The sequence below is a fragment of the Gracilibacillus dipsosauri genome, assembly GCF_003176895.1.
Taxonomy (GTDB): Bacteria; Bacillota; Bacilli; order Bacillales; family Amphibacillaceae; genus Gracilibacillus; species Gracilibacillus dipsosauri.
Genome location: NZ_QGTD01000018.1, coordinates 65922 through 87255, shown reverse-complemented (window position 1 = coordinate 87255; position 21334 = coordinate 65922). Strand labels below are relative to the sequence as shown.

Annotated in this window: 18 protein-coding genes; all 18 read right to left on the bottom strand. The window is 32.8% G+C overall.

Going from position 1 to position 21334, the window contains the following annotated elements:
* Positions 1 to 4 precede the first annotated feature (4 nt).
* The 18 genes from cysQ to DLJ74_RS16445 all read right to left on the bottom strand — a co-directional run bounded on the left by cysQ (position 5) and on the right by DLJ74_RS16445 (position 21327).
* Positions 5 to 796, bottom strand: a complete 792-nt coding sequence (gene cysQ / locus DLJ74_RS16530) for a 3'(2'),5'-bisphosphate nucleotidase CysQ (protein WP_109985280.1) — start codon at positions 794 to 796, stop codon at positions 5 to 7.
* 25 nt (positions 797 to 821) lie between these two features.
* Positions 822 to 2600 (bottom strand): SLC13 family permease, encoded by a 1779-nt coding sequence (locus tag DLJ74_RS16525; protein ID WP_109985279.1) that lies wholly within the window; start codon positions 2598 to 2600, stop codon positions 822 to 824.
* A 103-nt stretch (positions 2601 to 2703) separates the two neighbouring features.
* Positions 2704 to 4530, bottom strand: a complete 1827-nt coding sequence (gene cysC / locus DLJ74_RS16520) for an adenylyl-sulfate kinase (protein WP_109985278.1) — start codon at positions 4528 to 4530, stop codon at positions 2704 to 2706.
* Between the two features lies 1 nt (position 4531).
* Complete coding sequence (cysD, locus tag DLJ74_RS16515) at positions 4532 to 5431, bottom strand: sulfate adenylyltransferase subunit CysD (RefSeq protein WP_109985277.1); 900 nt, start codon at positions 5429 to 5431, stop codon at positions 4532 to 4534.
* Positions 5432 to 5452: 21 nt separating this feature from the next.
* Positions 5453 to 6967, bottom strand: a complete 1515-nt coding sequence (locus tag DLJ74_RS16510) for an MATE family efflux transporter (RefSeq protein WP_109985276.1) — start codon at positions 6965 to 6967, stop codon at positions 5453 to 5455.
* Positions 6968 to 6990: 23 nt separating this feature from the next.
* Complete coding sequence (locus tag DLJ74_RS16505) at positions 6991 to 8214, bottom strand: polysaccharide pyruvyl transferase family protein (protein ID WP_109985275.1); 1224 nt, start codon at positions 8212 to 8214, stop codon at positions 6991 to 6993.
* Between the two features lie 13 nt (positions 8215 to 8227).
* Entirely contained in the window at positions 8228 to 9313 is a 1086-nt protein-coding gene (locus DLJ74_RS16500; RefSeq protein WP_109985274.1) for a glycosyltransferase, read from the bottom strand.
* Positions 9313 to 10359 carry an O-antigen ligase family protein gene (locus tag DLJ74_RS16495; protein ID WP_181397630.1) on the bottom strand — a complete coding sequence of 349 codons (1047 nt, stop codon included), beginning with the start codon at positions 10357 to 10359 and terminating at the stop codon, positions 9313 to 9315. The genes DLJ74_RS16500 and DLJ74_RS16495 overlap by 1 nt, the downstream gene beginning before the upstream one ends.
* Positions 10360 to 10561: 202 nt before the next feature.
* Complete coding sequence (locus DLJ74_RS16490) at positions 10562 to 11731, bottom strand: glycosyltransferase family 4 protein (protein WP_109985272.1); 1170 nt, start codon at positions 11729 to 11731, stop codon at positions 10562 to 10564.
* Positions 11728 to 12342 carry a CatB-related O-acetyltransferase gene (locus tag DLJ74_RS16485; protein ID WP_181397628.1) on the bottom strand — a complete coding sequence of 205 codons (615 nt, stop codon included), beginning with the start codon at positions 12340 to 12342 and terminating at the stop codon, positions 11728 to 11730. Before DLJ74_RS16485 ends, DLJ74_RS16490 begins: the two co-directional genes overlap by 4 nt.
* The gene (gene wecB / locus DLJ74_RS16480) at positions 12332 to 13477 is read right to left on the bottom strand and encodes a non-hydrolyzing UDP-N-acetylglucosamine 2-epimerase (RefSeq protein ID WP_109985270.1); all 1146 of its coding nucleotides are present in this window, start codon (positions 13475 to 13477) and stop codon (positions 12332 to 12334) included. Before wecB ends, DLJ74_RS16485 begins: the two co-directional genes overlap by 11 nt.
* 2 nt (positions 13478 to 13479) lie before the next feature.
* Positions 13480 to 14589, bottom strand: coding sequence for a capsular polysaccharide biosynthesis protein CapF (locus DLJ74_RS16475; RefSeq protein ID WP_109985269.1), 1110 nt, complete (start codon positions 14587 to 14589; stop codon positions 13480 to 13482).
* A complete protein-coding gene (locus DLJ74_RS16470) occupies positions 14586 to 15608 on the bottom strand; it encodes a polysaccharide biosynthesis protein (protein WP_109985268.1) in 1023 nt (340 codons plus the stop codon). Before DLJ74_RS16470 ends, DLJ74_RS16475 begins: the two co-directional genes overlap by 4 nt.
* 11 nt (positions 15609 to 15619) lie before the next feature.
* Positions 15620 to 16474 carry a sulfotransferase family protein gene (locus tag DLJ74_RS16465; RefSeq protein WP_109985267.1) on the bottom strand — a complete coding sequence of 285 codons (855 nt, stop codon included), beginning with the start codon at positions 16472 to 16474 and terminating at the stop codon, positions 15620 to 15622.
* Positions 16475 to 17689 (bottom strand): glycosyltransferase family 4 protein, encoded by a 1215-nt coding sequence (locus DLJ74_RS16460; protein ID WP_109985266.1) that lies wholly within the window; start codon positions 17687 to 17689, stop codon positions 16475 to 16477.
* A complete protein-coding gene (locus DLJ74_RS16455; RefSeq protein ID WP_109985265.1) occupies positions 17686 to 18351 on the bottom strand; it encodes a sugar transferase in 666 nt (221 codons plus the stop codon). The genes DLJ74_RS16460 and DLJ74_RS16455 overlap by 4 nt, the downstream gene beginning before the upstream one ends.
* A 4-nt stretch (positions 18352 to 18355) precedes the next feature.
* A complete protein-coding gene (locus tag DLJ74_RS16450) occupies positions 18356 to 19465 on the bottom strand; it encodes a DegT/DnrJ/EryC1/StrS family aminotransferase (protein ID WP_109985264.1) in 1110 nt (369 codons plus the stop codon).
* Positions 19466 to 19494: 29 nt separating this feature from the next.
* Positions 19495 to 21327 carry a polysaccharide biosynthesis protein gene (locus tag DLJ74_RS16445; RefSeq protein WP_109985263.1) on the bottom strand — a complete coding sequence of 611 codons (1833 nt, stop codon included), beginning with the start codon at positions 21325 to 21327 and terminating at the stop codon, positions 19495 to 19497.
* Positions 21328 to 21334 lie beyond the last annotated feature (7 nt).

Here is a 21334-nt window from a genome sequence, read left to right as displayed (position 1 = left end):
CTTTTTATCTTTTAGCTAAAAACCAACCATTCAACAATTCTTCTCGATTATAGTAGAATCGCTCTCCATCTTCATGTCTTGTAACACTTCCACCAGAAGCTTCTACAATCGCTTGACCTGCTCCTGTATCCCATTCCATGGTTGGAGCATATCGTGGATAGTAATCCGCTTTTCCTTCCGCTACTAAGCAAAATTTTAGTGAGCTTCCAGATGATACAACGTCCACGTTACCATCTAATTCATTAATAAAATCCTCTGTTTCCTTAGACATATGGGAGCGACTTGCCACTACATGAATGGCATCCTTATCTTTTACACTCGGCAATAGAATGCTTTTTTCTAGTAAATCATCAAGCTTAGTAATCTCTTGCTCTGATGCCTTTTCTAGCTTATAAGCACCTTGTCCTTGCTCTCCAAAGTAGAAGGTATCTAAAGCAGGAGCATAAATCACTCCTAATACAGGGTACTTATCATCTATTAATGCAATATTAACGGTAAATTCCCCATTCTTCTTCACAAACTCCTTCGTCCCATCGAGCGGATCCACTAGCCAAAATTGCTTCCACCCCTTTCGCTCTTCATAAGGAATAGCTCTTCCTTCTTCACTTAATACAGGGATGGATGAATCGATTCTAGCCAATCCACTTTCTATTGCTTGATGTGCTCGCTTATCCGCTAGCGTTAACGGGGAGTCATCTTCTTTAAATTCCACATCAAAATCCTGTGCATAAACATCTAATATTTCTTTTCCTGCGTCTAGACACACTTGAAACAAATCGAACATATGATTTTTCATTTTTATGCCCACCTTTATTATGTGATTAAAACCAAACAACATTGACAATACTTACCGTTACAATCATTACTAACAAGCTCAAAGGTGTACCGACTTTGATATAATCGATGAACCGATAGCCTCCAGGTCCATATACAATTAAATTCGTCTGATAACCAATTGGGGTAATAAAACTTGCCGATGCTGCTATCGCAATCGTGACAGCAAATCCCATATAATCTACCCCAAGGCTAGATGCCATTTCAATTCCAATCGGAAGCATCAAGACAGCCGCAGCACTATTGGTGATTAATTCTGTAAAAATATTGGTTAGCAAGTATACGAGTAAAATAAGTACCACTATACCATAAGGCTCGCCTATAGATAGCATACCATCGGCAATCCATTTTGCGAGACCAGATTTTGTCATCGCCATCCCAATCCCAAAAGCACTAGCAATTAATAGCAAAACATGAAATTGAATGTTCTTTTTGGCTTCTTCTGCGGTAATGGTTTTCGTAACGAGCAGGACGAGGACGGCAAGTAGCATTGCCTTGAACATACTTAACCAACCGACCGTCACCATAAAAATCATCAAGAGTAAAACACCTATGGAAAACAGACCTTTCTTTTGATTTCCCTGCAGATTAGAAGGAGTATCTAAAGAGGATACGACATAAAAGTCGGACGATTGCTGATAAGTCCTAATAAAATCAGAACCCGCTAGCAAAAGTAGCACATCCCCAGGGCGTAAAATAATATCGCCTATTTTACTTTTAATTCGCTCATTATTTCGATGGACGGCTATGACACCTGCATCGAATTTGGAGCGGAATTGGGATTGCTTAATCGATTTTGATAGTAAGGATGATTGATGAGAGACCACGGCCTCCACCAATTCTACATGGCTATTTTCTAAATCATCTAATTCTAAATGGGAGCCTGTCTCTAGCTGAAGTCCTCTCATATGTTGTAGCTCTGCAATCGTGGAAATAAGTCCGGTAAAGATTAATCGATCCCCAGCCTTGATAATCGTTGTCGATTTAACTGGAGAGATACGTTCATTTTCTCGGATGATCTCTACTAAATATAAGCCCTTTAATTCACGCAATCCAGCTTCCTGTACCGATTTATTCACATGAGGGAACTCTTTTTTCACCGTCATTTCGGCCATATATTCCTTCGTATCGGACTGAATTTGATCACGAAAACCACGATTAGATGGCAGCAACTGGTAGCCGACCGTGAATAGATAAAGAAAGCCAACGATCGTAATCGGAATTCCGACGATAGCTAATTGAAAGAGACTAAAACCTTCTAGATCAAAATCTAATAACATCCCGTGAACAACTAGATTCGTAGAGGTACCCATCAATGTAATCGTTCCACCTAATATCGTAAAATAAGATAAGGGGATTAGAAATTTAGAAGGAGCAATCCCCTTCTCCTCACACCATTTTTTGATCATAGGCGTAAAGGTGACGACAATAGGTGTATTATTGAGAAAAGCAGAAGATAGAGATAACGGGATAAAAAAACGAATCATCGATCCTTTTACATGCTTTCCTTTGTTCAACCACTTTTTCATTATTCGGTCAATGATTCCGTGCTTCTGTACAGCCCCTGCTACGATAAATAGAAGGGCAATCGTCAGCATACCTTGATTGGAAAAACCATTAAAGGCTTCTTCTGGCGTTAATAAGCCTGTTAGCACAAAAATGACTAATGCCGAGAAAACAATGATATCAGGCCTTGCCAATTCTAGTAAAAGTGCCGCAAACATCAATATAATCATAGATAATACAAAAACCATTTCTAGAGTCATCGAAGGAGATCACCCCTTTCGGGCATATGTTTTATCAAAAAAGTTATGTATATCCTAGGAAAGCTACTACCATTTTACTTTTGATAGTAGCTTTCTCTAATGTCTAATCTAAATATTTCATGATCTCTTTTACCACATAATCGGTTGCTTCCTCTAGGGAATACTTACTTGTATCAATTTCTACCTCAGGGTTCTTCGGTGCTTCATATGGACTAGAAATGCCAGTAAAGTTAGGGATCTCTCCTGCCCTTGCCTTCTTATATAATCCTTTGACATCTCGTTTTTCACATTCCTCTAAAGGTGTACTCACATAGATTTCGATATATTCTTCTCCAATGATTTCTCTCGCATTACGACGATCACTTTCATATGGAGAAATAAACGAGGTCAAGGTGATCAGCCCCGCATCATTCATTAGCTTCGCTACCTCTGAAATTCGACGAATATTCTCGACACGATCCTGTTCCTTGAAGCCCAAGTTTTTGTTTAAACCATGGCGAACATTATCTCCATCTAAAAGCATCGTATGATGTCCTGTTGAAACTAAACGTTTCTCTACCTCATTAGCAAGTGTCGATTTACCAGAGCCTGATAAGCCAGTAAACCAAAGGGTAAGAGGCTTTTGACCTTTTTGCTGTGCTCTAATCTCTCGGGTGATATCCGTTTCTTGCCATACTACATTGGTAGAACGACGTAATGAATGCTTAATAACACCACAGGCAGAGGTCATATTGGTCACTCGATCAATCAGAATTAAACCACCTAATGACTCATTATTTTCAAAGGTATCAAATATCATATTTTCGGAAAGGGAAATATCGCACGCTACTAATTCATTTTTAAAGATACGATCGGCAGGCACTTCTTTTCCTGAATTAATATCTATTTTATGCTTAATCGACATAACCGTTCCAGGTAGTAATTTCGTTCCTACCTTCACTAAGTAATTACGCCCTTCCACTAGTTCTGTATCATCCATCCATAGTATCGTTGCGGTGAACATATCGGCAACTTGAATCTGATCCGAGGTAGTCAAGACACAGCCACGAGAGACATCCACTTCTCGATCTAATTGAACCGTAACAGGCTGACCATAGACAGCTTCCTCTACTTCTTGATCTGTTACGAGGATGCTTTTCACCTTAGCTTTTTCTCTACTCGGGAGAGCAACAATTTCGTCACCGACTTTAATCTTTCCTGCTTCAATTTGCCCTTGGAACCCTCTAAAGGTATGGTTTGGACGGCTAACACGTTGAACAGGTAAGAGAAATTCTTCTTGGTCTGCATCATCTGTAACATTGATATCCTCTAAATGAGGTAATAAGGCTTTGCCATCATACCATGGCGTATTGTCTGACTTTTTAGTAATATTATCCCCTTCTGTTGCAGAGACTGGGATAACTTGAATACTTTCTAAATGAAATCCGTAGGTTAATTGATGAAAATCATGTTTAATTTCTTCAAAACGTTTTTGATCATAGCCAATTAAATCCATTTTATTTACAGCTAATACGATATGCTTAATTCCCATTAAGGAACAAATTCGGGCATGACGTTTTGTTTGAGAAATCACACCTTTCGTTGCATCTACGAGTATAACTGCTAAATCAGCAAAGGATGCCCCTACTGCCATATTTCTTGTATATTCCTCATGACCTGGAGTATCGGCCACAATAAAGGAACGGTTGTCTGTCGTGAAGTAGCGATAGGCGACATCTATCGTGATCCCTTGCTCACGCTCTGCCATTAACCCATCTAATAGGAGTGAATAATCAATCTCTCCCCCTCGACTACCAACCTTAGAATCTAGTTCTAAAGCTTTTTCTTGATCTGCAAATAATAGCTTTGCATCATACAGCATATGTCCAATTAAAGTTGACTTACCATCATCGACACTTCCACATGTAATAAATTTTAGTAAACCTTTCATTCTAGAAATACCCCTCTCTCTTACGACGTTCCATGCTACCAGCAGCTTCTTGATCAATAACCCGACTCGTACGTTCTGATGAAACAGCACCTAATGTCTCGTCGATGATTTCATCTAACGTATCCGCCTCTGATTCAATACCACCAGTAAGAGGGTAACAGCCTAGTGTACGGAAGCGAACCTTTTTCTGTTCAATCTTCTCCCCCGGTTCTAATTTCAATCGATCATCATCTACCATCACGATATTTCCATCTCGGTAGACGACTGGTCTTTCCTTTGCGAAATAAAGTGGAACGATATCGATATTTTCCTGGCGAATATACTGCCAAATATCCTTCTCTGTCCAGTTAGAGAGTGGGAAAACACGCATACTTTCGCCTTTATTAATTTTGGTATTATATAGCTTCCACATTTCCGGTTTTTGATTTTTCGGATCCCATGCATGATTTTTATTACGGAAGGAGAAGATACGCTCTTTCGCACGAGATTTTTCCTCATCACGTCGTCCCCCACCAAAGGCAGCATCGAATTGATGCATGTCTAGCGCTTGCTTCAATGCTTGTGTTTTCATGATATCTGTATAGGATGAACCATGATCAAATGGGTTGATTCCTTGCTCTACCCCTTCTTGGTTAATATGTTCAATCATTTCAATACCAAGTTCCTTCGCTTTTCGATCACGAAATTCAATCATTTCTTTGAATTTCCATGTTGTATTAACATGTAAAAACGGAAATGGTGGTTTCTCCGGATAAAAAGCCTTCATGGCTAGATGTAGCATAACAGAGCTATCTTTACCAATAGAGTAAAGCATTACTGGTTTTTCACACTCTGCGGCTACTTCGCGTATTATGTAGATTGCTTCTGCCTCGAGTTGGTCGAGGTGTGATAATTGTGTCAATGATAAATCCTCCTATAATATTCATTTTATTTTTAAAAATCTTTTACAAGTAGTAATAATTATGTTTTTTTCATTTTTAGATAATAGTAAAACAAAAACAAAAATTATATAAGTTATCGAAATAGTTATTATCATTAATATTAGTATAATCCAATTATTTATATTAACTAATTTCTGTAAAATAATGCAAATAAATATTATAAATACTCCACCAACAATAGGCTCTATCATTCCTTTAAAATAGACTAAATAGGATTGGTTCGTTATTCTAGAGCAATAAATTGGGGTAAAAATAGTATTTTTGAGTATTAATCCAACTGCGCCACCTATTACAATTCCATAAAGACCTAACGAAGTGAAAGCAGATAAGCTATATGCAATCGAGAAATTTATCAAACCAAAAATTATAGTCGTAATTCCGGGAATTTTCAATTTATTAACTGCAGTGAAAACATGCACAAGTGGCAACGGTGATAATGTAAATATTAAATAACTTGAGCTAATAATAAGTATCCATTTGTAATCTAAAAATTCTTTTCCAAGCCATAAATTTAATATAGGTTCTGCAAAACCACAAAGAATAGTCGCTGGAAGTACAATAAGGAGACCATTAATTTTAACAGATTTATTGGAATAATTAAGTAATCCCTTTTGATTATTATTTGCATATCTGTTAATTATGACTGGGGCAAAAACTACAGATATAGAGTTAGCTATATTACGTAATAATAGAGGAAATTGAATCATTGCAGCATATATACCTGCCTCTAGTGGACCTAGTGTGATATTAGCAATCAAAATTTCAACTGCTAAAAATAAAACTACTCCAATTTGTCCTACAGCTATCCACATACCAGCGTTGAGAAGTTCTTTTAATCTAGTAAAACTAAATTGTTCTAATTTTATTTTTATAATAGGCATTAGTTTTTTAAAAATATATATACTTAAAACTAGAGTAATTAATGTTGAAACCATTGCACTTAAGTTAACATACCAAATTTTAGGAGTGAAAATAACTAATAGTAAATAAGTCATTAAACCTTTTATAACAGCATTTAGGACATCAATAGATTTATTTAAATAAATTCTATTCTGTGAAAAAGCAGCAGAAAAAAATAGTGATTTAAATAATGACAAAATTATCATTATTCCACTTAAAAATACAGCTAATTTCACTTCAATTATAAAATTGGTAGGGATATTAATTAATTTCTCTAAATTAATTATTAAAGTAACCACTATTAACATAATAAAAATTGAACCAAAGAAAGAAGCTATCAAATATGTATTAAAATATTCTTGTGCACCCCTTATATTATCTTTTGTAATTTCAATTGTGATAAAGCGTGCAATTACCGAGCTTAACGATAAGGTCAAAATAGTTAGAATACTTATTATATTTTGAGTTAGAGGTATAAAGCCATAAGCTTCTGTTCCAATATTAGTAATTATAAAAGGGGTCATCCAAAAACTTATTAAAGCAGTAATAAAAAAAGTTACAAACGACGCCCCTAAATTAAAAAATAAATTTTTCATGTCTTACCCTTTCAAAACTGTTTTTAATCCACATTCATTAACATTTCCTCTAGTAATACTTTGTTTAATTCATACAATGGTTGTAATTCTTCCTTCTTTTTAAAGATTAATTCTCTTTCAATACTATAATTAGTTTTTATCTTTTCTAACTTGTCTACAATAATATTAAAACTATTTATAAAATCATTAAATTCATATAAATTTTCTTGATAATTTACCACTTTAAAAAAACCATCTACTTTTTGTTGCCAATTTAAACCTATAAATGGGATTCCTTTTGAAAAAGCAATTATAACAGAATGCATTCTAGTACCAAATAATGTATCTATATTTTTGTAGATTGTTAAAATACTATTTAAATCATTATCATTATGAATTGTTAACTTATTTTTATCAAATTTATTCAGCATATATTCCAAATCAATAGTAGCAATACTATCTTTTAATTCAGTGCAAAATACAGTAATCTTATAATCAGTATTTTCTAACAGATACGTTATTAGAAATTTTATATTTTTAATATAGTTTATATATTGCGTCTCTGTATAATTAGCTAGTCTTATATCCATGACGGTTATTCCAACATGAAAACCGTTAGTAACAATTTTCTTTGCATCGTTTTTGAGAAATAAAACTGGATCAACAGTTTTATATAATTTTTTTTCTTTTTGGTTTATAGATTCAAGTAATTTATATGAATGTTCGTCTCTAACTGTAATATAATCTGCCTTAGCTAATGTTTCAATAGCTTTTTTATGTTGTCGCTTGGTTTGAAAAGGGCCAATACCAACATTCAAAACAAAGATTGGTATATTTAGTTTTCTTGCTTCATTGATAATTAAGTCAAAATAATAGTATGACGAAGAGTATTTTTCAGTATCGAATATCGCATTTCCACCACCTATAATAAGGGCATCAGCATTAACTAATTTTTCTTTATATTGACTTATATTTATATTAGACCTTGCTCTTTTTTTATTAAGATAGTTTCTAAGAATTGCTACGAAGTAAAATTCTCTTAAGTATTTTTTATAAAATCCTTTTTTACGAGTTTTATTTTGCAATGAAACACTGTTTTTATGATTATACTTAAATGAAGCTTCTAAACTACTATAATGTACTAAGTTAAAGCTATACCTATCTAAGTCGTTGGTAAATCTTAAAAGAAGTTCTTCTAATTCCCTTACAATTAATTCATCACCTAAATTTTTGCTTCCATATCTACTTATAAAGGTAATTTTCATCATTTATCCAACTTTCCTAAATAACATTTTCCCATTTTGTTATAACTTTGAAATAGTCAAATTCTGAATCTATTTGATCAGTATTTTTTGCAAGTTGATTTCTTAAATTTTCATTCGAAATCAAACTATATATCGCCTTTGATAATTCTTCTTTATCTCCGTTCGTCACCAATAAACCGTTTTCTCCATCCTTTATTAGCGATCTCGGTCCGTAATTACAGTCAAAAGATACAACAGGTATCCCTGCCTTTAATGCTTCTAATATAACAAGGCCAAAGGACTCAAACTTTGAAGATACTAATAGAAAAGCATATTTATTATAAATATCTTTAATATTACTCTCGTAACCTTTGAAAAATACGTTTCTTTCAAGCTTTTTATCATGGACTATAGACTTTAGATAATTTAACATAGGTCCTGTTCCATATAAATCTAATTTCCATTCACTATATTCATTGACATTTAGCACCTTTGAAAAAGCCTCTATTGCCATGTCGGGACCTTTTTCATTACTTAATCTTCCAATAAAACAGATTTTCTTATTGTTACTATTGTATGAGAAGCGTTTAATGTTAGATGAAACAGTATTAGGTATTACCATAAATTTATCTCTATATTTTGAGAATAATTGTGAATATTCTAGTAAATTCTCTTTTGTTAGAACTATTATTCGGTCCATATATTTCAGTGACATTTTTAGCCCAAACCATGTCAGGCCATATTTCTTGAAATTGCTATATCCAGTATGATCCCGAACTATCTTATTAATAGCTTTATTTCTCAGGATTTTTTTAGGAATAAAAGGTATTAAACCTAACCCTTCAATAATAATTGAATCAAATTCTAGATTTAAAAATAAATTTCGACATTCTTGTTTTGCTTTATATATTATTTTTTTTGCATTGTTAGTACTTTCTATTGATCCTTTTAAATGTTTTGTATTCTTTCCATAGTCATATTTTCTTTTATCATAATTATACAAAGAAACTACCGTGATCGAATATTTCTCTTCCTTATCCAATTCACTTGTTATCATAGAAGCAGATCTTTGTATTCCTCCTCCAGTAGCTGCTGAAGATATAAAAAATACTATTTTTTTCATTATTTGGCTCCTTCAATATAACTTTTATCGTCATTTAATAAAAAAATAGCTGTTATCGAAAACCAAAAAATTGGTTCTAAAAAATAATTACTCCCAGTTAATAAATTTAGGAAAGAAAAAAGAAAAAGGTTAAAGAATAAATAATAATTTGGCTTTAATACTCTTTTTAATGCTTTTGTGCTTACACTAATAATTATTAATAATGATATTAATAAAAATATAATTCCTCCATCTAATAAAATGTCTAAAAAAATATTGTGTGAAAATCTAGCGACCGGATGAATAAAAAATACTGCACCTATTCCATAACCTAAAATTGGCCTCTCAGTAATCAATTGCCAGGAATGTTTGTATATATTTAATCGACCAGAAGTATTATCCCAGTCTATTAAACCATCGTCACCATTTAAAAAACTAAACCCTCTTTGTAGACCCTGAATTATTGAATCATTATTATTTAGGAATAAGCTACCAATTATAGATACACCGATAAAAGTTATACTTATCACTAATAATTTTTTTAGATTAAAATTAACAGAATATTTTTTAAATATAGTTAGAAGAAAAACAATTAGTAAAATAATACTTACTAATAAAGCCCCCCTACCACCAGACAATATAACTGATAAATAAGATATCATTAAGGTAGTTATAGTTAAAAATACTAACCTTAAAGATTTACTATTGGCCATTTGATAATAAATAAGGTAAAAACCTAATGCGATATTGAGTGCAGATATGTATGAATAGTCATTATAATTAACTCCGCCAAAATTGATCGATAAATTTACTAATATACCGCTCGCATTTAATAATAAATATTTCAATAATGATATAGTCATAAAGATGTTAATAGCAAAAATTGCATTATAAATATTTACTTTTTTCGTTTTTGTTATAATATATGCTACTAGTATTGAAGGAACAGTTTTAAAAATTGCTATCAAAATATTAGTTTTTACAAAAGTATCTTTATCTGGATAAATAAGATAACTAGTACACAATAACACAGCAATAGTTATAGAAAATAAAATAATCAAAATCATTTTTTTTGAAATCCTTCTTGATTTATAGAAGGTTAACAGAAATGTAACTATAACTATTATAAATGACAATACGGAAAGAGTTCTATATATAAAACTACTGTAGGATAGACCCAATAAATTGTTTACAACCGGATATAACTCATCTATAAAAAGAAATAATAATAATAATAAAATCATTCAATTCACCACTGTCTTCAAGCTTTTAGTGCATACCTAAGTATTGAACACTTTTTTTAGCAATCATATTATATGAAAATTCATTATCTCCTAATTCTCTAGCAATGTTTTTCATATATTCAATTTTTTCGGGTTGAGACACTAACTCATTTAACTTATTCAATAATTCACTTGTTGTATCTTCGTATAGGAATTCACAATTACCGCCAATATTAATATGTGTAGTTCCCTCCCAATATTTTACTAACATTGGAACCCCAATTCCCGCAACTTGTTCCCAAAATACTGAATGTCTTCCTGGAAAGACAACTAAATCTGCTATTGCAAAATGTTTATAAGTTTCATCAGAATCTAACCAACCTATAAATATAATCTTTTCATTATCAGTTAAGCTATTAAGTTCACTTTGTAATTCCTCGATTACTGAGCCAAATACTAATAATTTTACTTTTGGGTTATTTAATTTTTGTACAGCTTTCATGAGCAAAAAAGTTTGCTTTTTTGCATTATCTATTTTCCCACCTGTTACTATTAAGAAATCATCCTTATTTATTCTATACTTTTCCCTTAAATTATTTTTCAGAGTAGTATCGTTAGCTAGCTTTACTTTCTCATCATCAGCTCCCATTAATAACAAGTCTACTTTTTCTTTAGGAAGTTTATAGACATCTTTCAGAAAGTCGACTCGAGCAGGTAAAACACCATAAAACTTTTTTGTATATGGTTCAATTAATTGCGCACACTTCTTCCATATAAAACCATGTAAAAACGTTCGTGAAAAATAATTAGTAGCGCTATTTGAGAAATCCGCATGATTATCCACATAGATTTTTATATTAGGTTTGCTTTTTACATACCTAACAACCTCTTTTATATCCATAAATTGACATCCGTGAATAAAAATTATATTTGGATCAGCTTCACAGATTGCTTCGTATGTACCTTTATAGATTCGTAATTTCCTTGCTATTTTTGTACCTTTATAATTTAATCTCTTTACTTTTATCCCATGCTCATTAATATACTCACATTCTTTATTCAACTTTATCCTATTACCATTTGCATCAAATGACTCGAGAGAAGCAATTATTTCTACTTTCAATCCGTTTTTTTTATGGTACTTTGGAAGTAGATTCTCTTGATATGAAAAATTATCTATATAAAATGCTGCAAGACATATGTGAAGAACTTTCATTTTAGTTCCTCCTTTACTTTTAACAATTTATTGACGTTATTGAAATATTTAGCATTTTTTGTTAGCATTTCCTCTTCCCAGTCCCACCAATTTATTTGCAACAAGTGTTTAATTTTTTCGTCATCAAATCTTTTGCGAATTAGCTTTGCAGGATTACCTGCCCATATCTCATATGGCCCAATGTCTTTAGTCACTATAGAGCCCATACCTACTACAGCACCATTTTGGATTTTGACACCACTTTTTATAAGACAATTACTCCCAATCCATACATCGTTTTCTATTATTGTTTCTTTATTGGTTTGAAAAGAGTGGGTAGAAAAATTTTTTCTCAGTATATTCTTGCCATTATGAAAAACAGGAGATGTTGATACCCATTCCATTGGATGACTTGCTCCTCCTATAACACAGCCATCAGCTATCGAACAAAATTTCCCTACAACTACACTATTTAGCCGACAGTAATTTCCAATATATGAATACTTTCCTAATTTACTATTAACAATTTGTGAGGCACTACAAACTCTAGAAGTTGTATCAATATTAGAGTCTTTTATCGCAGGTAACTGAATTTTTTTTATAACTTTGGCAAATAAGTATTTAAAATTCACAATCCTCACCCGCTTTGCGCCAAACTTTTCTATTAACATAATCTGTATAGGACAAAATAATTCGTACAACTTTCTCAGAAACATTCGGCATACTATAATCACGCACTAGACGTAGGGTATTCCTTTTCTGGATTTCCAATATTTCTAATCCTTGTAATACTCTATCCTTTTTAAGTCCGACCATCATGACTGATCCTTCTTCCATTGCTTCTGGTCTTTCATGGGCTTCTCTTAAATTTAAAGCTTTAAATTTAAGAATGGAAGATTCCTCACTAATTGTACCACTATCACTTAAAACCGCACGAGAATTTATTTGCAATTTATTATAATCATTAAATCCTAAAGGTTTCATCGTTTGAACTAATGGATGTAATTGAACCCCACTTGAATCGATCATTTTTCTAGTCCTAGGATGAGTACTAACAATAATAGGAAGGTTATATTTTTCTGCAATCGCATTTAAACTTTCAATTAAATTATTAAAATTCTTATCTGAATTAATATTTTCTTCTCTATGCGCAGAAACTACAAAATATTGATTTTCTTTAAGCTCCAACCGTTCTAACACATTTGAATTCTCGATTTCTTCTCTTTTCCAATTTAAAACTTCATACATAGGACTTCCAGTTTTTATTATTTGATCTGCTGGTAATCCTTCTCTGAGTAAATATTCTCTTGCAATGTCACTATATGTTAAATTTATATCAGCAGTATGATCCACAATTTTACGGTTCGTTTCTTCTGGTACTCGTTGATCAAAACAACGATTTCCCGCTTCCATATGGAAGATAGGGATTTTTTTCCTCTTTGCCGCGATAGCGCATAAACAACTATTCGTATCTCCTAGTACTAGAAAAGCATCAGGTTGTACTTCTTCCATAATTGGGTCTATTTTAACTAGAATATTCCCGATTGTTTCAACAGCAGTACCTGTCGCAGCATTCAAGAAATAATCGGGCATATCTAAATTAAAATCATCAAAGAATACTTCGTTTAATTCATAATCATAATTTTGCCCTGTATGAACAAGTGTATGTTCAATCGCTTCAGACTGGTTCAATTTATTTATTACAGCAGATAACCTTATGATCTCAGGTCTTGTTCCAACTACTGTCATCACCTCTAATTTTTTCATCCTTAAACCTCCAGATAGTATGTATCAGGCCTATTGGGGTCAAATAATTCATTTGCCCACATAATGGTAATCATATCTTTATCGCCTAGATTTTCGATGTTATGAGTATATCCGACAGGGATATCGATTACTTCGAATTTCTCCTCATTAACAAAGTATTCTATTATCTCATCTGAATCTATTTTTCTGAAACGGATAACGCCTCTTCCGCTAACCACTAAAAATTTTTCGTTCTTTGTATGATGCCAGTGTTCTCCTTTTGTAATACCAGGTTTAGACACATTAACAGAAACTTGTCCACGATCTATTGTTCTAAGAAATTCTGTAAAAGAACCTCTATCATCGACATGCATTTCTAAAGGGTAACCAAAATCATTAGTGGCCAAGTAGCTTAAATATGTACTATATAGCTTTTTAGTAAATTCATTCGACATATTAGGAATTAACCGATCCTTACGACTATTTTTAAAAGATTCTATTAATTCTACTATTTTTCCTAGTTTAATTTTGTGGGCAGTAGGTATTTCACAAAACTTATCTATTTTATTTGCTTTACCTTCTAATGCATTTATCAACTCATTTATCACATCGTCTATGTAAACAAGATTCATTATTACATTAGGGTCATTTACATTTATGGGTAAATTATTTGCAATATTATGACAGAAAGTGGCTACAGCGCTATTGTAATTAGGCCTGCACCATTTCCCAAATACGTTGGGTAATCTATATACATATGTATCAACATCATGTTTTTTTCCATAGTCAAATATTAAATCTTCTCCGGCTTTTTTACTTCTCCCGTAAGGATTATCAAGCTCTGCTTGAATAGAAGATGTAATAAGAACTGGACAGTAATTTTGATTTTCTATAAGTCGGTCTAACAATAAAGAGGTTAACCCAAAATTACCTTCTAAAAATTCGGATTCCTCTTTAGGTCTATTGACTCCTGCTAAGTGAAAAATGAAATCTGCTTCATTACAATAGTCAAATAAATCATCTAAATTATTGTCTCTATTGAATAATAATAAATCATTATACTGACGATTGCGAAGTTCAGCAATTAGGTTTTTTGCGATAAAACCATTTGATCCGGTTATAAGGATTTTCATAACGATCTCCAACCTTTCAGTTCATCACTAACAAGTTGTAATTCTAATAATTTCCTTTTGATTTCTTCGATATTTAATCGATAAGTATTATGTGAATTGTACTCTTCTTCAGTTGAGAGCTTGTGATCTCCTTCGACAAAGTATTTGTCATAATTTAAATCCCTTTTATCAGCTGGTACTCGATAAAAACCACCTAGATCTTCAGCAACTACATGTTCTTCTTTTGTTAATAATGTTTCATACAATTTTTCTCCGTGTCGAGTACCTATAATCTTTATCTCATTATCAACATTAAATAGTTCCTTTAATGCTTGTGCAAGATCACCTATCGTAGATGCAGGTGATTTTTGGACCATAATATCACCCGCCTCCGCATTCTCGAAGGCAAAAGCGACTAATTCCACGGCTTCTTCCAAACTCATTAAGAATCTAGTCATAGTAGGGTCTGTGACGGTTAATGTTTGACCACTTTTAATTTGCTCTATAAACAATGGTATAACTGAACCTCTTGAAGCCATCACATTTCCATATCTTGTTCCACAAATTAATGTTCTCTCTGGATCTACCGTCTTAGACTTTGCGACAAAAACTTTTTCCATCATTGCCTTGGAAATCCCCATTGCATTTATAGGATAGGCAGCTTTGTCGGTAGATAGGCAAATGACCTTTTTAACGCCATATTCAATTGCAGCAGTTAGTACATTTTCAGTTCCTAGAACATTTGTTTTTACAGCTTCCATCGGAAAAAATTCACAAGAAGGCACCTGTTTTAATGCTGCTGCATGAAAGATATAATCTACTCCAAACATTGCATTTTTCACACTAGCTATATCTCTTACATCACCAATATGGAATTTCAATTTATCATTTTTGTATTTTTTACGCATGTCATCTTGCTTTTTTTCATCTCGAGAAAAAATGCGTACTTCCTTTACATTTGTATCTAAAAACTTCTCCATAACTGCATTGCCAAATGAACCTGTACCACCAGTAATTAATAACGTTTTTCCTTCAAACATATTTTCACATCCTATAAAAATTCACTTTTAAGCTCAGAATATTTGTCTCCTACAATATTTTTTACTAGACACATATCTGAATCCTTAATTGTCCGATATCCTTTTCCAATACTCTTATTCGAGACATTAGCACTTATTTCTTCTAACTTTTGCTCATCAATAGAATACTTTAGAAACTCCAATATCTTTTTCAATTCATATGTAGGATTATTCACAAATGCATTATAATCTAATGCTAGGTATTGATCTTTTTTCATATTGCAAAAAGCGTCAGCTGATGCTTCAACTGATTTCAACCATTGTTGTGCCGATATTTCAATAGCAGACAATCTTTTTGCATCTTCTTCAAACCCAATATATTTTGGTCCCCAATAACTTAGTCGCTTCTCTTTATCTAAGATCTTGTTTATTCGATTTAATAAGTACTTAGATCCATAGTACGGTATATCCGCTTTTGGAATAAATCTTGCTTTTGCCATAAGGTATTTAATGTCTAGTTCAGCTTTCCATCTTAATTCAGCACTTGCCACTACATCCATAGGGTCTCTAAATAAAAAAATATACTTTGCATCTGGAACTATTTCATTTACAAAATCAACTCTTAATGAATTGGCACATGTTTTTTCGATGACATTATTTACATTATATTTTTTTCTTACCCATTCAAATTGTTTATTTATGTAAGTTTTATTTCGTTTATTTGCATCTTTTGAAGTGAATTGATCATGTTCTATTGTCTTTTGTCCATATCTCCATATATAATTAATTTCATCGCACGGCCATGTAGCAAAGTCGTCTAGGTTACATAATAAATCTCTTAACATATTCGTTCCCGACCTTGCCGCACCAATTATCACAATATTCATCTACTCACCTATTTTTTTGATAATATTTTGATATGCTGAATCTGTTGTAAGGAATTGTTCAAAATAATTTCTTGCATTCTCAGCAAATATCTCTCGTAATTCTTTTGAATTCTTTAAAGACATGAAATTTTGATAATAAGTATCTAAATCTCCTGTCTTACACCACAAACCGCATTTTGCCTCTTCCATGATTAGTGTACTGTAATCAGTGTTTACATCTGTAGCGGCTAATACTGGCTTACCTATACGCATTAAATTTAACGTTTTGGAAGGGATATTTGGTATCGTATAATTCCTATTCAAATTCACTAAACCAACATCACTAAGTGCCAATAATTGATCATATTCTTCAGTAGGTACAAAATCATACATTTTTATGTTCTTCAATTCTTTCTTATCAATTAGGTTCTTTATTCTGTTTTTCGCAATTCCTTTTCCTATAATTAAAAATTGAACATCCTTGATATTATTTTCTTCTAATTTTGCTGCTAGATCAATTAAAAATTCCAATTCATTTGCAGGGCTTATATTTCCTCCAAATGTACAAACAAATTTATCTTTTAAATCATATTTTTCAATCAGTGCTTGGTACTCATCGTCTGTTGGTTTATCCACTTTATAAACAGATGACCAGTTTTCTAATTTAAAAAATCTGTCTTCATCAATTTGATTATGAAGTTTTAAATATTCAATATTCTTATTTGACATACAGCCTAAATAATCGGATATGTTATAAATCTTCTTCTCAATGTTTCTGAAAAAGCTATAAATGAGCCCTTTATTTAACATGTTGATATCTAGAGCATTTTGAGGAAAAATATCTTTTACGACTAGTAGATACTTAGCATTATCATGTTTCTTTTTAAGTTTTTTCACAGTGTAATATAAAGTAATTGCAGGAGTTGGATAGATAACAAGGTCGAAGTATATATCTTTAAAATGTTGATCTATCGCATTATTGAAATAGAAAGGTAAAAAAAATGCTGTAAGACCCTTTCTAAATTTATTTACTTCAAAATAATTACCTGCTTTTATCCAAAGAATCTGATGATTCTTTTCTCTTTGAACAAAGGTTTCATTACCATTTTTGTTTTCTAGAAGAGCAGCAACATATACATTGTGACCTTCTTCGGCAAACTTCCTGCTTAAATCTTTGTACATATGTTCTCTTTTTTTGTCAAATGGATAATTTAACATTAGAAATAAAACATTCATTTAAATACCCTCACCACGGTTTCAAACATAATTTTAAAATCTTTAATTAATGTCGCGACTTTTATATATTCTACATTAATTCTCACTTTTTCCGGAAAAATTCTTTCTCTATAATATTGTTCTGGATTTTTGCTTTCACTTAGTAGTGCATCCTCATCTTTAAATTCTAATGTTGCTTTACCTGTGATTCCTGGAGGTACTAATAGTACATATTGATAGTATTTGTCTTTATTTTGGTAAAGGTGTGGCATATCAGGACGTGGACCAACAAAACTCATTTCACCTTTTAATACATTGATTAGTTGTGGTATTTCGTCGAGTCTAAACTTTCGTAAAATCTTACCAATTCTTGTTATTCTCATATCTTCTTTATGAGTAATTCCGTCAAGTGTAGATGTATTTGGTCTCATTGTTCTAAACTTAACTATTTTAAAAGTTTGACCTTTATACCCCATGCGTTCTTGTTTGAAGAAAACAGGCAAACCACTGTCAATAACTATAAAAATACTAATGATAATAGAAATAGGTAATAAAATAACAAACATTAAAAGTGCTAAAACGAAATCTACTATTCTTTTCATTTGTACGTATCTATTTATAGAAGCCAATGAGTTATAATCACTCTCGAGGTCAACTTCAGAAAATTTTTTTTGAAATTCCATTCTATCACCACAGTTCTTTAATAATTGTAGTTACTCTTTTAAGATCTTGATCAGTCATTTTCGTATCAGAAGGTAGACAAACCCCTTGTTCAAATAGTTTCTCCGATATACCTTTTCCAATAAATTCATAATTTTCAAAATATGGTTGTAAATGCATTGGTTTCCAAATGGGCCTTGACTCAATGTTTTCTTTTTCAAGTGCTTTGAATATGTCAATTGGTTTTATGTCACCGTTTAAAATTATGGAACTCAACCAGTAATTGGGCTGATCCCAAGTATTAATGGGCATAAAAGATACTCCCTCTAAATGTCCAAGTTCCTTTTTATAAAACTCAAAGATATACTTCTTTTTCTCCACTCGTTTTTCTAATACTTTTAGTTGACCCCGTCCAATTCCTGCTACTACATTACTCATACGGTAATTAAAACCTAATTCACTATGTTGGTAATGTCGTGCTTGGTCACGTGATTGGGTAGCCCAAAAGCGAGCTTTAGCAATTTTCTTTTCATTATTCGAAACAAGCATTCCACCACCGGAGGTAGTAATAATCTTATTTCCATTAAATGAATAGATTCCATAGTCCCCAAATGTTCCTGTATGCTTCCCCTTATAATAGCCCCCTAAGGACTCAGCAGCATCTTCAATAACAACTACATTGTGTTTCTTACAAATATCCATAATTTTGTCCATATCTGCAGATAAACCGTATAAATGGACAATAATTATCGCTTTTACTTGTGGATATTTTTCGAATGCTTCCTGTAGAGCATCTGGGTCCATATTCCACGTTTTTTCATCGCTATCAATAAAAACTGGAATAGCATTTTGATATATAATTGGATTAGCTGTCGCTGAAAAAGTAAGTGTTGAGCAGAATACTATATCGCCTTGACCAACACCTGCTGCTTTCAAGGCAAGGTGTATTGCTGCTGTTCCTGAAGAAAGTGCTGCAGCAGATTTAGAACCTACTTTACAAGCCAATTCTTTTTCAAACTCATTAACATTAGTACCTAAAGGTGCAATCCAATTTGTCTCAAAAGCCTCCTGAACATATCGTTGTTCATATCCTTCCTCACTCATATGTGGTGAAGAGAGGAAAATTCTATCTTTCATTAGTAGACGTCCTTCCCTATTTATAAACCCTAGTTTATGGATTCAATTTGCTTTTTTTCAGATTCTTCAAATACAATATTCATTAATTTATTCTTTAACTCTTTATTTTTAAAGTTATTAAAATGGTGTATTAGTTCATTAAGTTCATCCGCATAAACTTCTACAGTTTTCCCAACATATATTTTTTCATAGACTGCCTCTGGATGCACTTCATCTTCTCCAAGCAATTCCTCATACATTTTCTCACCAGGTCTAATACCAGAAAACTTAATCGGTATTTCCTCTTCACTATAGCCTGATAGTTTAATTAGATTCTTCGCTAAATCTACTATTTTTACTGGTTCCCCCATATCTAGAACAAAAATTTCTCCACCACGAGCTACTGTACCAGCTTGAATAACAAGTCTTGAAGCTTCAGGTATTGTCATAAAATATCTTGTCATATCAGGATGCGTAACGGTTACTGGACCGCCTTGTTCAATTTGCTTCTTAAATAATGGAATAACACTTCCACGGCTTCCTAATACATTTCCAAAGCGAACAGCTACAAACTTCGTCTTACTATGTTTTGCCAAATCTTGCACAATCATCTCTGCGATGCGCTTTGTCGCACCCATCACATTTGTAGGGTTCACGGCTTTATCAGTAGAAATTAAAACGAAAGTATGAATGCCATAAGTATCAGCCGCGTCCGCTACATTTTTAGTTCCGATCACATTATTCTTGACAGCTTCGTGAGGATTATATTCCATTAATGGTACATGCTTGTGTGCAGCCGCATGATAGATAATCTCAGGCTTATACTGCTCTACAATTTCAAATATCCTTTTGCGATCTTGTACATCTGCGATAATGGGGAGTATCTCAATATTTTTCTCTCCATATTTTTGACGCAATTCCATATCTATCGAGTAGATACTAAATTCTCCATGGCCAACCAATAGAATACGCTCAGGTGTAAATCGCATTAACTGTCGACAGATCTCTGAACCAATGGACCCACCTGCACCTGTTACCATCACGGTGTTGTTTGTGACATATTCTGAGATCGAGTTAATATCAAGCTCGACCGGATCACGCCCAAGAACATCTTCTACATCGACGTTTTTGAGGTTACTTACTGAGATTTTACCTGAAACAATATCTTCTATCTTTGGCACCATTTGGACTTTTGCGTTAGTCGCATTACATTGTGCAATAATTTCTGTTAATGCGCCGTTTGTTAAAGATGGTATTGCAATAACAATATGTTCGATCTCCAAATCTTTTGCAATTTGCTGTATATCCTTCGAACTCCCTACAACTGGAATATCATATAGTTGCATTTTATGTTTGTTCAAATCATCATCAACAAATGCCACTGGACATAAGTCCGTATGATGTTGTTCATTTTTTAATTGTCGTGCAATCATGGCACCAGCAGAGCCCGCGCCTACGATTAAGGTACGTTTCTTATTTTTCTTCTCCACGATATACCGATCACGGAAGATTCTCCAGATAAATCTTGAACCACCAATGAGAATTATATGTAAGAGCCATGTCACAATAAGTGCTCGTCGATAAAGATTAAAATCATTGGCTAGGTATTGAACAACTCCTGTAGCGAGAATAGAGAAGGTAATAGCTTTTACAATTGCCATTAATTCTCCCACACTTGCATAGGACCAGACCTTATTGTATAGCTTATAAATGGCTGCAAATAGATGATGAAAGGCAAGTAGCGCAATCGAACTTATCCAAAGCGCATCAAGACTTTCAAATTCTGTTGATGGATAAACGATCCATGCCGCAATAAAGATGGCTGTACTGACAATGACAGAATCTAATATTGCTAATAATGCAATTCTAAGTTTATAACCCATTTGGGTC

What these genes read in the sequence shown, in the direction of transcription:
- cysQ (WP_109985280.1), bottom strand. Translation starts at nt 796, where the DNA reads ATGAAAAATCATATGTTCGATTTGTTTCAAGTGTGTCTAGACGCAGGA.
- DLJ74_RS16525 (WP_109985279.1), bottom strand. Translation starts at nt 2,600, where the DNA reads ATGACTCTAGAAATGGTTTTTGTATTATCTATGATTATATTGATGTTT.
- cysC (WP_109985278.1), bottom strand. Translation starts at nt 4,530, where the DNA reads ATGAAAGGTTTACTAAAATTTATTACATGTGGAAGTGTCGATGATGGT.
- DLJ74_RS16510 (WP_109985276.1), bottom strand. Translation starts at nt 6,967, where the DNA reads ATGAAAAATTTATTTTTTAATTTAGGGGCGTCGTTTGTAACTTTTTTT.
- DLJ74_RS16505 (WP_109985275.1), bottom strand. Translation starts at nt 8,214, where the DNA reads ATGATGAAAATTACCTTTATAAGTAGATATGGAAGCAAAAATTTAGGT.
- DLJ74_RS16500 (WP_109985274.1), bottom strand. Translation starts at nt 9,313, where the DNA reads ATGAAAAAAATAGTATTTTTTATATCTTCAGCAGCTACTGGAGGAGGA.
- DLJ74_RS16495 (WP_181397630.1), bottom strand. Translation starts at nt 10,359, where the DNA reads ATGATTTTGATTATTTTATTTTCTATAACTATTGCTGTGTTATTGTGT.
- DLJ74_RS16490 (WP_109985272.1), bottom strand. Translation starts at nt 11,731, where the DNA reads ATGAAAGTTCTTCACATATGTCTTGCAGCATTTTATATAGATAATTTT.
- wecB (WP_109985270.1), bottom strand. Translation starts at nt 13,477, where the DNA reads ATGAAAAAATTAGAGGTGATGACAGTAGTTGGAACAAGACCTGAGATC.
- DLJ74_RS16475 (WP_109985269.1), bottom strand. Translation starts at nt 14,589, where the DNA reads ATGAAAATCCTTATAACCGGATCAAATGGTTTTATCGCAAAAAACCTA.
- DLJ74_RS16470 (WP_109985268.1), bottom strand. Translation starts at nt 15,608, where the DNA reads ATGTTTGAAGGAAAAACGTTATTAATTACTGGTGGTACAGGTTCATTT.
- DLJ74_RS16465 (WP_109985267.1), bottom strand. Translation starts at nt 16,474, where the DNA reads ATGAATATTGTGATAATTGGTGCGGCAAGGTCGGGAACGAATATGTTA.
- DLJ74_RS16460 (WP_109985266.1), bottom strand. Translation starts at nt 17,689, where the DNA reads ATGAATGTTTTATTTCTAATGTTAAATTATCCATTTGACAAAAAAAGA.
- DLJ74_RS16455 (WP_109985265.1), bottom strand. Translation starts at nt 18,351, where the DNA reads ATGGAATTTCAAAAAAAATTTTCTGAAGTTGACCTCGAGAGTGATTAT.
- DLJ74_RS16450 (WP_109985264.1), bottom strand. Translation starts at nt 19,465, where the DNA reads ATGAAAGATAGAATTTTCCTCTCTTCACCACATATGAGTGAGGAAGGA.
- DLJ74_RS16445 (WP_109985263.1), bottom strand. Translation starts at nt 21,327, where the DNA reads ATGGGTTATAAACTTAGAATTGCATTATTAGCAATATTAGATTCTGTC.